General features: G+C 74.4%; 12 protein-coding genes. 8 read left to right on the forward strand and 4 right to left on the reverse strand.

The window, feature by feature from the left end; genetic code table 11:
• Nucleotides 1–87 precede the first annotated feature (87 nt).
• Genes ISOVA_RS02390 through ISOVA_RS02400 form a run of 3 tightly spaced genes read left to right on the forward strand, consistent with a single transcriptional unit; the run spans nucleotide 88 to nucleotide 2,968 of the window.
• Nucleotides 88–1,227, forward strand: coding sequence for a Gfo/Idh/MocA family protein (locus tag ISOVA_RS02390; RefSeq protein WP_013837666.1), 1,140 nt, complete (start codon nucleotides 88–90; stop codon nucleotides 1,225–1,227).
• Nucleotides 1,224–2,240 (forward strand): DUF6807 domain-containing protein, encoded by a 1,017-nt coding sequence (locus ISOVA_RS02395; RefSeq protein ID WP_013837667.1) that lies wholly within the window; start codon nucleotides 1,224–1,226, stop codon nucleotides 2,238–2,240. The genes ISOVA_RS02390 and ISOVA_RS02395 overlap by 4 nt, the downstream gene beginning before the upstream one ends.
• Nucleotides 2,237–2,968 carry a cupin domain-containing protein gene (locus ISOVA_RS02400; RefSeq protein WP_013837668.1) on the forward strand — a complete coding sequence of 244 codons (732 nt, stop codon included), beginning with the start codon at nucleotides 2,237–2,239 and terminating at the stop codon, nucleotides 2,966–2,968. Before ISOVA_RS02395 ends, ISOVA_RS02400 begins: the two co-directional genes overlap by 4 nt.
• Before the next feature lie 86 nt (nucleotides 2,969–3,054).
• Here the strand turns inward: ISOVA_RS02400 and ISOVA_RS02405 are convergent, their stop codons facing one another.
• On the reverse strand, nucleotides 3,055–5,133 hold the full coding sequence (locus ISOVA_RS02405; protein WP_013837669.1) for a beta-galactosidase: 2,079 nt from the start codon (nucleotides 5,131–5,133) through the stop codon (nucleotides 3,055–3,057).
• Nucleotides 5,134–5,331: 198 nt separating this feature from the next.
• Nucleotides 5,332–6,345, reverse strand: coding sequence for a LacI family DNA-binding transcriptional regulator (locus tag ISOVA_RS02410; protein ID WP_013837670.1), 1,014 nt, complete (start codon nucleotides 6,343–6,345; stop codon nucleotides 5,332–5,334).
• Nucleotides 6,346–6,664: 319 nt separating this feature from the next.
• On the opposite strand from ISOVA_RS02410, the gene ISOVA_RS02415 reads away from it, so the two are divergent.
• From ISOVA_RS02415 to ISOVA_RS02435, 5 genes are read left to right on the forward strand one after another with little or no spacing between them, the layout of a single operon-like run.
• Nucleotides 6,665–7,048, forward strand: coding sequence for an L-rhamnose mutarotase (locus ISOVA_RS02415; protein WP_013837671.1), 384 nt, complete (start codon nucleotides 6,665–6,667; stop codon nucleotides 7,046–7,048).
• Between the two features lie 14 nt (nucleotides 7,049–7,062).
• Entirely contained in the window at nucleotides 7,063–8,229 is a 1,167-nt protein-coding gene (rhaI, locus tag ISOVA_RS02420) for an L-rhamnose isomerase (RefSeq protein ID WP_013837672.1), read from the forward strand.
• On the forward strand, nucleotides 8,226–9,158 hold the full coding sequence (locus ISOVA_RS02425) for an alpha/beta hydrolase (protein ID WP_186004561.1): 933 nt from the start codon (nucleotides 8,226–8,228) through the stop codon (nucleotides 9,156–9,158). The genes rhaI and ISOVA_RS02425 overlap by 4 nt, the downstream gene beginning before the upstream one ends.
• Before the next feature lie 25 nt (nucleotides 9,159–9,183).
• Nucleotides 9,184–11,238, forward strand: a complete 2,055-nt coding sequence (locus tag ISOVA_RS02430; RefSeq protein WP_013837674.1) for a bifunctional rhamnulose-1-phosphate aldolase/short-chain dehydrogenase — start codon at nucleotides 9,184–9,186, stop codon at nucleotides 11,236–11,238.
• Complete coding sequence (locus tag ISOVA_RS02435; RefSeq protein WP_013837675.1) at nucleotides 11,235–12,833, forward strand: rhamnulokinase; 1,599 nt, start codon at nucleotides 11,235–11,237, stop codon at nucleotides 12,831–12,833. The genes ISOVA_RS02430 and ISOVA_RS02435 overlap by 4 nt, the downstream gene beginning before the upstream one ends.
• Nucleotides 12,834–12,977: 144 nt before the next feature.
• Here the strand turns inward: ISOVA_RS02435 and ISOVA_RS02440 are convergent, their stop codons facing one another.
• Both ISOVA_RS02440 and ISOVA_RS02445 read right to left on the reverse strand, forming a co-directional pair.
• Nucleotides 12,978–13,442: an ATP-binding protein gene (locus tag ISOVA_RS02440; RefSeq protein ID WP_013837676.1), complete on the reverse strand. Its 465-nt coding sequence runs from the start codon at nucleotides 13,440–13,442 to the stop codon at nucleotides 12,978–12,980.
• A gap of 220 nt (nucleotides 13,443–13,662) precedes the next feature.
• Complete coding sequence (locus ISOVA_RS02445) at nucleotides 13,663–14,445, reverse strand: ATP-binding cassette domain-containing protein (protein WP_013837677.1); 783 nt, start codon at nucleotides 14,443–14,445, stop codon at nucleotides 13,663–13,665.
• Between the last annotated feature and the right edge of the window lie 226 nt (nucleotides 14,446–14,671).

Genomic DNA, 14,671 nt, shown 5'->3' on the forward strand with positions numbered 1-14,671 from the left:
GCCGCGACATGGCGAGGCGTGGGCCTGACAGCCCGCCAGGGGTAGGGTCGTTCGTCACGATTCGACGCAGAGACGGAGCATCCACCGATGAAGGTGAGCATCCTGGGCGCGGGCGCGATCGCGCACGCCCACGCGCAGGCGATCCAGGGCCTGGCCCGGTACGAGGGCCTCGAGGACGTCGAGCTGGCGCACGTCGTCGACGTCGACCCCGCGCGGGCCGAGGAGTTCGCGACGACGTTCGGCGCACCGAAGCACAGCACCGACCTCGCGACGGCGCTCGCCCCCGGCGAGACCGACGTGCTGCACGTGTGCACGCCGCCGTCGCTGCACCTCGAGCAGGCGCGCGCCGCGCTCGCCGCCGGGGTGCACGTCGTCGTCGAGAAGCCGGCCGTGCTGTCGCTGGCCGAGGTCGACGCGCTCGCCGTCGCCGAGCAGGAGGCGGCGCGCGGCGCGCGGTTCACGCAGATCGTCCAGCACCGCTTCGGCGCGGGCGCGCTGCGGCTGCGCCGCCTGCTCGCCGACGGCACGCTCGGCCGGCCGCTCGTCGCCACGTGCGACACGCTGTGGTTCCGCCCGCCGGCGTACTTCGAGGTGCCGTGGCGCGGCCGTTTCGACACCGAGGGCGGCGGCCCCACGATGGGGCACGGGATCCACCAGTTCGACCTGCTCGTCTCGGTGCTCGGCCCATGGGTCGAGGTCCGGGCCATGGCGGGCCGGCTCGCGCGCGAGGTCGACACCGAGGACGTCTCGATGGCGATCGTCCGGTTCGCGAACGGCGCGATGGCGTCGATCACCAACTCGCTGCTGTCGCCGCGCGAGACCTCGTTCCTGCGCTTCGACACCGAGGCGGCGACGCTCGAGCTCGAGCACCTCTACGGGTACGACGACGCGTCGTGGACCGTCACGCCGGTCCCCGGGCGCGAGGACGTCGCCGAGCGCTGGGCGGCCGACGTCGCCCAGGTCGCCGACGGCGGTCCTAGCGGCCACCTCGCCCAGCTCGTCCCCACGTACCGGGCGCTCGCCGCCGGCCAGACCCCGCCGGTCACGGTGGGCGACGCGCGCGGCACGCTCGAGCTCGCGGCCGCCATCTACAAGTCCGCGTTCACCGGCGCACCCGTCGTGGCCGGCGAGATCACGCCGGGCGACCCCTTCTACGCGAGCATGGGCGGTACCGGCGCGCCCTGGCCCGCTGTCAAGCACGTGCCGGTCGAGGAGGCCGCGCGATGACCACCGAGCAGCAGCAGACCGCCGAGCAGGACGTCGCGGTGCACGACGACGGCGCGGCGCTCGCCGTCCGCCGCGGCGACGTCGAGCTGTTCCGCTACGTCTACCGGCCGACCGACGTCCCGTACGAGAGCCCGCGCCCGTACGTGCACCCGCTGCGCACGCCCGGCGGCGACGTCGTCACGGCCTACCGGCCGTGGGACCACGTGTGGCACAAGGGCATCGCCTGGTCCCTGCCCCACGTGGGGCCGTGGAACTTCTGGGGCGGCCCCAACTACGTGCGCGAGCGGGGCACCTACGTCGACCTCGGCAACGACGGGTCCATGGACCACGAGCGGTTCGAGTCCGTCGACGCCTCGCGCGTCGTCGAGGAGCTCGCGTGGCGCACGCCGCCCACGGCGGACGGCACGCCGGGCGACGTCGTCGTGCGCGAGCGCCGGACGCTCGGGGTGCACGTGCCCGACGGCGAGGAGCCGGCCTGGGTGCTGACCTTCCGCTCGGAGATGACCAACGTCTCCGACGGGCCGCTCGACATCGGCAGCCCCACGACCAACGGCCGCGAGAACGCCGGCTACGGGGGCCTGTTCTGGCGCGGGCCGCGCTCGTTCACCGAGGGGCAGGTCATCCTGCCCGACGACGCGGGCCACGGCCTGCTCACGGACGGCGAGGACGCGCGCGGCGTGCACGCCCCGTGGCTCGGGTTCGTCGGCCGGCACGACGGGCCCGCGCCCGGCCCCGAGGGCGGGTCGCGCGCCTCGACGGTGCTCATGGTCGACGGCGGCGCCAACCCGGGCGGGGAGCCGCAGTGGTTCGTGCGGTCCGTGCCGTTCGCGTGCCTGTGCCCGGCGCCGGCGTTCAGCACCGAGCTGCCGTTCGGCACGGGCCGGACGCTGACGTTCGACTACGCCGTCGTCGTGGCCGACGGCGCGTCCGACGGCGCCCGGGGCGCGGCGCTCGCGGCGCTCGGCCGCCGGGTGCTCGACGACGTGCTCGGCACGCAGGTGCCCTCGGCGTGAGCACGCCGGTGTTCCCGGGCGGGGCCTCGGTCAGCCACCTGCGGGTCTACGACTGGCCCGCGGACGACGCCCCGCTCGGGTCCGGCACGCCGCACCTGCACACGACGTCGACCGAGGCGTACGTGACGCTCGCCGGGCGGGGCCGGGTCGAGACCCTCGGGCCCGAGGGGTTCGCGGTGCACGAGCTCGTGCCCGGCCGCATCGTGTGGTTCACGCCCGGCGTGATCCACCGCGCGGTCAACGACGGCGACCTCGAGGTGCTCGTCGTCATGTCCAACGCGGGCCTTCCCGAGGCGGGGGACGCCGTGATGACGTTCCCCGCCGACGTGCTCGACAGCCCCGAGCGGTACGCCGAGGCCGCACGGCTGCCGTCGCCCGCCGACGTGGGCGACGCCGAGGCGGCGCGGGCCGCCCGGGCCCGGCGCGACCTCGCGCTCGAGGGCTACGCGGTCCTGCGCGCCGCCGTCGGGCGGCACGGGCCGGGCGCCCTCGAGCCGCTGCACGACGCCGCGGCGCGGCTCGTCGCCCCGCGCGTCGCGGGGTGGCGCCGCACCTGGGAGGCGTCGGCCGCCGCCGCGACCGAGCAGACCGCCGCGGCGCTCGCCGCGCTGGCCCGGGGCTCGGCGGCCACGCTCGCCGACGGCCGCGTCGCGTCGATCGACGCCGCGCCCGGGACGCGCCGCTACGGCATGTGCGGCCGTCTCCAGACCTGGCCGCTCACCCCGTAGATCAGCGCTGTGGGCATGATTTCTGGCCCGTTTTGCCCCTATAAAGCGGGCGAAACGGGCCAGAAATCATGCCCACAGTGGGACGGTCAGCCGATCCGGACGACGCGGACGGCCCTCGCCGGGACGGTGAGCGCGCCGTCGGCGGCCTCGCCCGTGAGGAGCTCGGTGCCGCGGACCGGGGCCTCGGGCGTGCCGAGCGTCGCGTCGGCGTCGGTGTGGTTGATGGCGAACAGCCACGAGGTGGCGCCGTCCTCGGACCAGCGGCGCACGACCTCGACGCCCGCCGGCGGGGCGACGTCGGGCCCGACGCCGGACTCCTCGACCAGGCGGGCCGCGAGCGCGTCGAGCCCCGCGGCGTCGAGCCGGGTCGCGACGTACCAGGCGGCGCCGTCCTGCCCCACGGAGCGACGGGTGACCGCGGGCCACCCGGCGAGCGCGCCGTCGTCGTACGAGGCCACGACCTCGGTGCCGTCGGCGACGTGCGTCTTCTCGGTCCACAGGTCGGCGCTGGCCTCGCCGCCGACCGCCTTGCCCTCGACCCTGACGGTCTCGCCCTCCTGGAGCGGGTAGAACTCCTCGGTGCGCACGCCGAGCAGCTCGCGGAAGGCGCCCGGGTAGCCGCCGAGGCGCACGTGGTCGTGCTCGTCGACGATCCCGGAGAAGTAGGTGATCGCGACGGTCGCGCCGCGCTCGGCCGCGGACGCGACGTTCGCGGCGTCGGCGTCGGTGACGAGGTACGTGGTCGGCAGGACGACGAGGTCGTAGGCCGTGAGGTCGCCGTGCGGCGGCACCATGTCGACCGTGACGCCGAGGCGCCACAGCGCGCGGTACCACGCCTGGACCTGGTCCATGTAGCGCAGCGCCTGCGTCGGGTGCGAGTCGAGCTCGGAGCCCCACCACGACGGCCAGTCGACGACCATCGCCGCGCGCGAGCGGACGCGCGAGCCCCGCACCTCGCCGAGCGCGCGCAGCACCCGGCCGAGCTCGACGACGCCGCGCCACACGTCCGTGTCGGTGCCGGCGTGCGGGACCATGCCCGAGTGGTACTTCTCGGCGCCCGCCCGGGAGGCCCGCCACTGGAAGAACATGACCGAGTCGGCGCCGCGCGCGACGTGCTGCAGCGAGTTGCGCAGGAGCTCGCCGGGGAGCTTGGTGCGGTTGCGCGGCTGCCAGTTGACCGCCGACGTCGAGTGCTCCATGAGGATCCACGGGTCGCCGCCCGCGACGCCGCGCGAGAGGTCGGCGGAGAACGCCAGCTCGACGTGGCGGTCCGGGTCCGCCGCGACCGTGTAGTGGTCGTTGGCGACGACGTCGAGCTCCGGCGCCCACGCGAAGTAGTCCATGCCCTTGGTGTGGCTCGACGCCATGAGGTTCGTCGTCGTCGGGACGTGCGGCGTGATCTCGCGCAGCGTGTCGCGCAGGTCGCGGTAGTAGTCGAGGAGCGCGTCGGACGAGAAGCGGTCGAAGTCGAGCTGCTGCGTCGGGTTGGCGAACGTCGGCGCGACGAGCGGCGGCAGGACGTCGTCGAACGAGCCGTAGCGCTGGGACCAGAACGCGGTGCCCCACGCCTCGTTGAGGTTCTCGACGGTGCCGTAGCGGGCGCGCAGCCACTCGCGGAACGCCGCGGCGGCGGCGTCGGAGTAGTCGCGGGGGACGTGGCAGCCGATCTCGTTGTCGACGTGCCACAGCGCGAGCGCCGGGTGCTCGGAGTACCGCTCGGCCATGCGCGCGGCCATCCGCAGCGCGTACTCCCGGTGGACGGGGTGCGTGACCGCGTACGACTGGCGGCCGCCCTGGTGCAGCACCGTGCCGTCGGCGAGTCGCGGCAGGATCTCCGGGTGCTTGCGCGTCAGCCACGGCGGCGGCGACGCGGTGGCGGTGGCGAGCGCGACCTGGATGCCGGCGTCGTGCAGGCGGTCCATCGTCTCGTCGAGCCAGCCCCACTCGAGCTCGCCCTCGCGCGGCTCGATCGTCGCCCACGAGAAGATCGCCACGCTCAGCAGGTTGACCCCCGCCTCGCGCATGAGCTCGATGTCCTCGAGCCGGACCTCCTGCGGCCACTGCTCGGGGTTGTAGTCGCCACCGAACCCCAGGCCCTCGATGCGGGCGTTCCAGGGCCGGACGACGGACGGGTCGAAGGACTCGGGGGAGGTGCGTCGTCGCATGGCCAGAGTCTGTCATGAATCGGTTCAAGCTGTCGTCGAGGTAGCGCATCTCGCGGCGAGGTAGCGCTCGGCTCGGCGAGGTAGCGCACGGCTCGGCGAGGTAGCGCTCGGCTCGGCGAGGTAGCGCACGCGACGCGCTACTTCGGCGGGCGCAGCGCTACTTCGGCGCGTGCGGCGCTACCTCGGCGGGGGGTGCGGCTACTTCGCGGAGGACTCGCGGACCACGAGTGTCGGCTGGAACATCACGTGCTCGGGCTCGGCGTCGCCGGGGCGCAGCAGAAGGTCGGCGGCGCGGACGCCGAGCTCGTGCGTCGGCTGCCGCACGGAGGTGAGCGGGGTGGCGAGCTCGGCGGCGAACGTGACGTCGTCGTACCCGACCACCGCGACGTCGTCCGGCACCGAGAACCCTGCGCGGCGCAGCACGCGCAGCGACCCGAGCGCCACGAGGTCGTTGACGCAGAAGATCGCCGTGGGACGGTCCTCGCGGGCGACGAGGGCGCGGGTGCCGGCGTCGCCGCCGTCGGCGTTGAGGCTGACGGTGAGCTCCTCGAGCACGTCGGCCGGGTCGAGGCCGGCCGCCTCGACGGCCTGGACGGCGCCGGCCCAGCGGTCGGCGCACTGGTGGATGGTGTGCGGGCCGTTGAGGAAGGCGATGCGCGTGTGCCCCTGCTCGAGCAGGTGCCGCACGGCGAGCGCGCCGCCGTGCACGTCGTCGACGGCCACGGAGGACAACGACTCGACGGGCGACGGCCGGTCCAGCAGCACGATGCGCACCCCGCGGTCGGCCAGCGCGACGAGATGGTCGACCTCGTCGGTGGCGGGGACGACCATGATGCCCTGGACCCCGTGCTGCTCGTAGAGGCGCAGGTACCGCGCCTCGCGCTCGGGGTCCTCGTCGGAGCTCGCGACCATGAGCGTGTAGTCGTCCTGGTCGAGGCGGGCCTCGATGCCGCGCGCGAGGTCGGTGAAGAACGGGTTCGCGATGTCGAGGACGACGGCGCCGACGGTCGTGATCGTGCCGACGCGCAGCTGGCGCGCCGAGCCGTTGGGCACGAACTGCAGCTGCGCGATGGCGGTCTCGACGCGTTCGCGCGTCGCCTCCGACACGCGGTCGGGGCGGTTGAGCACGTTCGACACGGTCCCGACGCTCACGCCGGCGAGGCGCGCCACGTCGGAGATGGAGGCGCGGCGGCGGGCCGTGGTGCGGGGCATGGGTCCTCTCCTCGTCGACAGGTCCCCGTGCGTCGCCGGGCGCTCGGACCGGCGCGGTGCGGGAGTGCTGATTGTAACGTTTCACCCGGCGTCGTGTCGGACGGCCGCGCCGGCGTACCCGGGCCCGCGCACGCCGGGCCGGCGGACCGCCCTACGCACGCTCATCTCTCGGCGCCCGGTCGATCCTTGCGGATCATGCCGCACCCGGTGTACCGTCGGGGCATTGAATCGTTTCATCGACGCGTCGAGGGAGACGCGGGAAGTGAGACCGACGGTGGCTCCACAGACCACTCCGCCCGGTGCCGGACGGCGCAGGGTGATGTTCCAGTTCCGGGTGCGTCCCGACCGGCTCGACGAGTACGCGCGGCGGCACGCCGAGGTGTGGCCCGAGATGCTGCGCGCGCTCCACGAGACCGGGTGGGAGAACTACTCGATCTTCACGCGGCCCGACGGCCTCGTGGTCGGGTACTTCGAGACCGAGGACCTCGACGCCGCGCAGGCCGGCATGGCCGCGCGCGAGGTCAACGCGCGCTGGCAGGCCGAGATGGCCGAGTTCTTCGACGGCGCCGGCCCGGACGCCGAAATGGACCAGCTCACCGAGGTCTTCCACCTCGAGACGCAGCTCGCCGCGGCCGAGGCCGCCGACGCGGGTGCCGCCGTCGGGCACGCCACGGACCGGGCCGACCAGGCCGACCAGGACTGAGGAAGGACACCACCATGCCCACGTTCGACGACATCACCCCGGTCCTCGACCGCCTCGCGATCGAGGTCCCGTCCTGGGCCTACGGCAACTCCGGCACGCGCTTCAAGGTGTTCTCCACCCCGGGCACGCCGCGCAACCCCGAGGAGAAGATCGCCGACGCCGCGAAGGTGCACGAGCTCACGGGCCTTGCGCCGACCGTGGCGCTGCACATCCCGTGGGACAAGGTCGACGACTACGCCGCGCTCAAGCGCTACGCCAACGACCACGGCGTCGACCTCGGGACGATCAACTCGAACACGTTCCAGGACGACGTCTACAAGCTCGGGTCGCTCACGCACATCGACCCCGCCGTGCGCCGCAAGGCGATCGACCACCACCTCGAGTGCATCGAGATCATGAACGCGACGGGCTCGCGCGACCTCAAGATCTGGCTCGCCGACGGCACCAACTACCCGGGCCAGGGCGACATCCGCACGCGCCAGGACCTCATGCACGAGGCGCTGCAGGAGATCTACGCGCAGCTGGCCGACGACCAGCGCATGGTGCTCGAGTACAAGTTCTTCGAGCCGGCGTTCTACCACACCGACGTCCCGGACTGGGGCACCTCGTACGCGCACGTGGCCGCGCTCGGCGACAAGGCGTTCGTCTGCCTCGACACGGGCCACCACGCGCCCGGCACGAACATCGAGTTCATCGTCGCGCAGCTCCTGCGCCTCGGGAAGCTCGGCTCGTTCGACTTCAACTCGCGCTTCTACGCCGACGACGACCTCATCGTCGGCGCCGCGGACCCGTTCCAGCTCTTCCGGATCATGGTCGAGGTCGTCCGCGGCGGCGGGCTCGACGAGGGCTCGGGCGTCGCGCTCATGCTCGACCAGTGCCACAACATCGAGGACAAGGTGCCGGGCCAGATCCGCTCGGTGCTCAACGTCCAGGAGATGACGGCGCGCGCGCTGCTGCTCGACCGCGAGGCGCTGACGCAGGCCCAGCAGGCGGGCGACGTGCTGACCGCCAACGCGATCTACATGGACGCGTTCTACACCGACGTGCGCCCGCTGCTCGCCGAGTACCGCGAGAAGCGCGGCCTGCCGGCCGACCCCATGGCCGCGTACGCCGAGTCGGGCTACCAGGCGAAGATCGCCGCCGAGCGCGTCGGCGGCCAGCAGGCGGGGTGGGGCGCGTGACCACGGGCACGACGGCGGTACCTGCGTCGCCGCAGGCCGGCTCGCGCGAGCCGGTGGTCACCGACCACGTGACCGACGGCCCCCACGGCGACCTGCGCGTCCGGGTCTACGAGCCCGCCCCGGGCGTCGAGCGCCGCGCGGGACTCGTGTGGGCGCACGGCGGGGCGTTCATGCACGGCGACCTCGACATGCACGAGGCCGACGGCGTCGCGCGGTCGCTCGCCCGCCACGGCGTCGTCGTCGCGAGCGTCGACTACCGCCTGTGTCCGCCGATCGACTACCGGGCCCCGGGCGCCGCCGCGGCGCAGGCGCCGGACGCGGTCCGGTTCCCGGTCGCGTCCGAGGAGCTGACGTCCGCGTTCGGCTGGGCGCGCGACGCCGGGTTCGGCGTCGTGCCGGAGCGCTGGTCGATCGGCGGGGCGAGCGCGGGCGGCAACCTGGCCGCCGGCGTGTCGCTGCGGCTGCGCGACGCCGGCGGCCCGCAGCCCCGCAGCGTCGTCCTGGCGTACCCGGTCGCGCACGACGGGCTGCCCGAGCCCCGGCCCGAGCTCGCCGCCAAGCTGGCGACGCTCGCGCCGGAGCGGAACTTCCCGCCCGAGGCGGTGCGCGCGCTCAACGCCAACTACCTCGGGCACGAGGGCCCCGCGACGTCGCCGTACGCCTTCCCCGGCGGTCAGGACCTGCGCGGCCTGCCGCCGACCTTCGTCCTCAACTCCGACCACGACGCGCTGCGGTCGTCGGGCGAGGCGTACGCGGCCGAGCTCGCCGCCGCGGGCGTCGACGTGCTGCTCGTCCGCGAGGACGGGACGTACCACGGCCACCTCAACCAGCCCGACGACCCGGGGTGCGCGCGCAGCCTCGCCCGCATCGCCGCGTGGCTCACGACCGACGCGCTGGTGGGTACCGCCCACGAGCCGCCCACCGCCTGACCGCAACCTCTCACGGAGCACCACGATGACGAACGAGACCGTCACCTCCCTTGTCGAGCGATCCAACCGCCTCGGCGCCGACCCGAGGAACACCAACTACGCCGGCGGCAACACGTCCGCCAAGGGCGTCGAGAAGGACCCGGTCACCGGGCAGGACGTCGAGCTGCTGTGGGTCAAGGGCTCGGGCGGCGACCTGGGCACGCTGACCGAGAAGGGCCTGGCGGTGCTGCGGCTCGACCGCCTGCGCGCGCTGCAGGACGTCTACCCCGGCGTCGAGCGCGAGGACGAGATGGTCGCCGCGTTCGACTACTGCCTTCACGGCAAGGGCGGCGCCGCGCCGAGCATCGACACGGCCATGCACGGCCTCGTCGACGCCGCGCACGTCGACCACCTGCACCCCGACGCCGGCATCGCCATCGCGACCGCCGTCGACGGCCCCGAGCTGACCGCGAAGATCTTCGGCGGCAAGGTCGTGTGGGTGCCGTGGCGCCGACCCGGCTTCCAGCTCGGTCTCGACATCGCCGCGATCAAGGCGCAGCACCCCGAGGCGATCGGCACCGTGCTCGGCGGCCACGGCATCACCGCGTGGGGCGACACCTCCGAGGAGGCCGAGCGCAACTCGCTCTGGATCATCGAGACCGCCGCGGCGTACATCGAGGCGAACGGTCGCCGCGAGCCGTTCGGCCCCGTGCTGCCCGGGTACGAGCCGCTGCCCGCAGAGGAGCGCCGGCTCAAGGCCGCCGCCCTGGCGCCGCACCTGCGCGCGATCGCGTCGCACGACAACCCGCAGGTCGGGCACTACACCGACTCCGACGTCGTGCTCGACTTCGTCTCCCGCGAGGCGCACCCCCGCCTGGCCGAGCTCGGCACGTCCTGCCCCGACCACTTCCTCCGCACCAAGGTCAAGCCGCTCGTGGTCGACCTGCCGGCCACGGCGAGCGTCGAGGAGATCGTCGAGCGCCTGCCCGAGCTGCACGAGGCCTACCGCGCCGACTACACCGCGTACTACGAGCGCGGCGCGGCCGAGGCGCGGGCCCGCGGCGAGGAGCCGCCGGCGATGCGTGGCGCGGACCCCGCGATCGTGCTCGTGCCGGGCGTCGGCATGTTCTCCTACGGCGCCGACAAGCAGACGGCGCGCGTCGCCGGCGAGTTCTACGTCAACGCGATCAACGTCATGCGCGGCGCCGAGGCGCTCTCGCGGTACCAGCCGATCGACGAGTCGGAGAAGTTCCGCATCGAGTACTGGGCTCTCGAGGAGGCCAAGCTGCAGCGCCGGCCCAAGCCCAAGCCGCTCGCGACGCGCATCGCGTTCGTGACCGGCGCGGCGTCGGGCATCGGCAGGGCGATCGCCGATCGTCTCGCGTCCGAGGGCGCGTGCGTCGTCATCGCGGACCTCGACGCGGAGAAGGCGCAGGGTGTCGCGGCCGAGATCGGGTCGGCCGACGTCGCGATCGGGGTCGCGGCGAACGTCGCCGACGAGGCCGCCGTCCAGGCCGCGCTGCGCGAGGCCGTCCTGGCGTTCGGCGGCGTCGACATCGTCGTCAACAACGCAGGCCTGTCGCTGAGCAAGTCGCTCTTCGACACGACCGAGGCCGACTGGGACCTCCAGCACGACGTCATGGCCAAGGGCTCGTTCCTCGTGTCCAAGAACGCCGCGCGCATCCTCGTCGACCAGAAGCTCGGCGGCGACATCGTCTACATCTCGTCGAAGAACTCGGTCTTCGCCGGCCCGAACAACATCGCCTACTCGGCGACCAAGGCCGACCAGGCGCACCAGGTGCGTCTGCTCGCCGCCGAGCTCGGCGAGCACGGGATCAAGGTCAACGGCATCAACCCCGACGGCGTCGTGCGCGGCTCGGGCATCTTCGCCTCCGGGTGGGGCGCGAACCGGGCCAAGACCTACGGCATCCCCGAGGAGGACCTGGGCAAGTTCTACGCCCAGCGCACGCTGCTCAAGCGCGAGGTGCTCCCGGAGCACGTCGCCAACGCCGTCTACGCGCTGTGCACGTCCGACTTCTCGCACACCACGGGTCTGCACGTCCCCGTCGACGCCGGCGTCGCGCAGGCCTTCCTGCGATGAGCGCGGCGGCCGTGCCCGACGGCGGTGCTCGCCTGCCGGCGTTCGTCGCGGTCGACCTGGGCGCCACGAGCGGGCGCGTCATGCTCGGCGTCGTCCACCCTGACGCTCCCGAGGTGTCAGGTCCAGGCCGCGGCATACCGGGGCGTGGGCCTGACAGCTCGCGGGGCGGCAGCGCGCGCGTCGAGCTCGTGGAGACCGGGCGGTTCCCCAACGGCCCGGTCGCGGTGCCGCGGGCCGGCGGCGACGTCGTCGACCTGCGCTGGGACGTGCTCGGCCTGTGGCGCGGGATCGTCGACGGTCTGCGCGAGGCCGGCCGCGAGGCCGCGCGACGCGGCGCCCGGGTCCAGGGGGTCGGCGTCGACTCGTGGGCCGTCGACTACGGCCTGCTCGACGCGGACGGCGCGCTGCTCGGCGCGCCGCGCAGCTACCGCGACCCGCGCATCCTCGGCGCCGCCGAGCGCGTGTACGAGCGCGTCTCGCCCGCCGAGCACTACGCCGTCAACGGGCTGCAGCACCTCGCGTTCACCACGGAGTTCCAGCTCGTGGCGGGGGCCGACGACGCCGCGTGGAGGTCTGCGCGGGGGCTGCTGCTGATCCCGGACCTCATCACGTGCTGGCTCACGGGGCGCCAGGTCGCCGAGGTCACCAACGCGTCGACCACGGGCCTGCTCGACGTCCGTGCGCGCGCCTGGTCCGACGAGCTGCTGGGGCGCCTCGGCTCGGAGTTCCCGGCCCTCGCCGGGCTCAAGGACGTCCTGCCCGACCTCGTCGAGCCGGGCACCGTCGTCGGGCCGCTCCGGCCGGCGCTCGCGGAGGAGACCGCGCTCGGCGACGTGCCCGTCGTGGCGGTCGCGTCGCACGACACGGCGTCGGCCGTGGCGGCGATCCCGCTCGGTGCCGGGGCTGCAGACGGCGCTCGCGAGGCCGGGGTGGCGGCGTACGTCTCGAGCGGGACGTGGTCGCTCGTCGGGCTCGAGCTCGACGCACCCGTGCTCACCGAGGCGAGCCGCGCGGCGAACTTCACCAACGAGCTCGGGCTCGACGGCACGGTCCGGTACCTGCGCAACGTCATGGGCCTGTGGGTGCTCGACGAGTGCCTGCGCGAGTGGGAGCGCGAGGGCACGCCCGAGGACCTCGGAGAGCTGCTCGCGGCGGCGGCCGAGGAGCCGGGCGGGCGGTGCGTCGTCGACGTCGACGACGACGCGTTCCTCGCGCCCGGCGACATGCCCGCACGGTTCCGTGCGGCGGCCGAGGCCGCGGGGCAGGTGGTCCCGACGACGCGTCCGGCGCTCGCGCGGGCCGTGCTCGACAGCCTCGCGACGGCGTACGCACGCGTCGTCGCGCGGGCGGGCGAGCTCGCGGGCGTCGAGGTCGGTGCGGTGCACGTCGCCGGCGGCGGGGTGCGCAACGAGCTGCTGTGCCGGCTCACGGCCGAGGCGACCGGGCTGCCCGTCGTCGCCGGGCCGGTCGAGGCCGCCGCGCTCGGGAACGTGCTCGTCCAGGCGCGGGCCGTCGGTGTGCTCGACGGCGGGCTGGACGCGCTGCGCGACGTCGTCGTGGCGAGCACCGAGCTCACCGCCTACCCGCCGAGGTAGCGCTCCGCACGCCGAGGTAGCGCTCCGCTCGCCGAGGTAGCGCTCCGCTCGCCGAGGTAGCGCTCCGCTCGCCGAGGTAGCGCTCCGCTCGCCGAGGTAGCGCGCTACCTCGGCGCGGGACGCGCTACCTCGCGCGGCCGAGCGCTACCTCGGCGCGAGGGGGCTCGGGTCCGTGAAGCGGGCCCAGACGCGCTTCTCGTCGCGCGCGGTGCGGTACCACCCCACGGTGTGGGCGGCGCGTCGCGCGAGGTGCAGGCCGAAGCCGCCCTCGCCGGGCGGACGCCGCGACGCGACCACGGGCGGTACGTCGGGGCTGCGGTCGACGACCTCGAGCAGGACCGACCGGCCGTCGCACAGGAGCCGGACGGTCGCGGGGCCGTCGGCGTGCTGGAGCGCGTTCGACACCAGCTCGCTCGCCACGAGCACGATGCGCTCGACGCCGGACAGGGCGGTGTCCTCGACGGGGTCGGCGGTGGCGGCGGCGCAGTCGCACGGCAGCCGGTCGGCCAGCGCGTGGCGCACGCCCGAGAGCTCGTGCACGGAGCGCACCGTCCAGCTGCCGACCAGCGCCATCCTGCCGACGCGCGGCGGGGCCTCGGTGCAGGTCACGGCACCATCCTCCTGGCACACCGGCGCTCGGTCACTCGATCTCCCTCGTGGTGGCCGCGCCCGCGGCCCCTGGTCCGGCGTCGAGCGTACAACCGCTCCCATGCCCACGCGCGCGCACGTGAAGAACCCCACGTGCGCGCGTGGCCCGGTCCCGTCGCCGGGCTGCTGTCAGAAGCCTGGTGGGCTCCGGCCCACCAGCTTTCTGACACGGGAGAAGGCGTCAGGCGAAGCGCTGCACCGCGAGCGGCGCCGCCTCGGCGAGCCCGCGGACGGCGGGGTGGTCCGACGTCGCGAGCACCTCCTGCAGCGGCCCGGACGCGACGAACGTCCCCTCGGCGAGGACGTGCGCCGTCGTGCACAGGCGCTCGACGAGCTCGAGGTCGTGCGAGACGAGCAGGACCGCGGTCCCGGCCGCCGCCGTGGCCTCGGTCAACCGGCGCACGACCTCGCCGCGCATCCCGGGGTCGACGGCGGTCAGCGGCTCGTCGAGCAGCAGCGCGGCCGGGCGGGTCGCGAGAGCGAGGGCCAGGGCCAGCCGCTGGCGCTCGCCGCCCGAGAGCGAGCCGACCGTGCGCGGGGCGAACCGGGGCTCGAGCGCGACGTCGGAGAGCAGCTCGGCGACCGTCGCGCCGCTGGGCGAGCCTGCCCGCCGGGCCTCGGTGAGGGCCGCGCCGACCGCGCGGTCGACGGTCCAGCGGGCGTCGACGTCGAGGCCCTCCTGGGTGACGCGCCGCACCTGCGCGCGGAAGCGCTTCTTCTCGCGCAGCGGGATGCGGGTGACGGTGCGCCCGGCCCACGTGACGCGTCCTGCCGTGGGGCGGACCTGCCCGACGAGGGCCGCGACGATCGTCGACTTGCCCGCCCCGGACTCGCCGACGATCCCGACCGGCTCGCGGCCGGGCACGAGCTCCAGGTCGACGCCGCGCACCACGTCGGGGCCTCCGTACCCGGCCGCGAGACCGTCGGCGCGCAGGACGGGCGTGGTGGCGGGGGACGTGCTCATCGGTGCTCTCCGGTCGGGGACGGTGGCGGCCCGCCGGGCGAAGGGGGAACGCCGGCGGGCCACCTCGTAGGACGAACGGGCGCGGGCCGCGGTTCCCCGGCCCGCGTCGCATGTGGTCGAGAGGCGGTGATCGTCGTGTGGAGACGGCACGATACGCCCGCCCGGCCTCAGGAGGTGCTCAGGTCGAAGCTGGACGATCGTCCAGGGCTGTGGCCACGGGGCTCGT

It is taken from the genome of Isoptericola variabilis 225 (genome assembly GCF_000215105.1).
In the GTDB taxonomy this organism is placed as follows: Bacteria; Actinomycetota; Actinomycetes; order Actinomycetales; family Cellulomonadaceae; genus Isoptericola; species Isoptericola variabilis_A.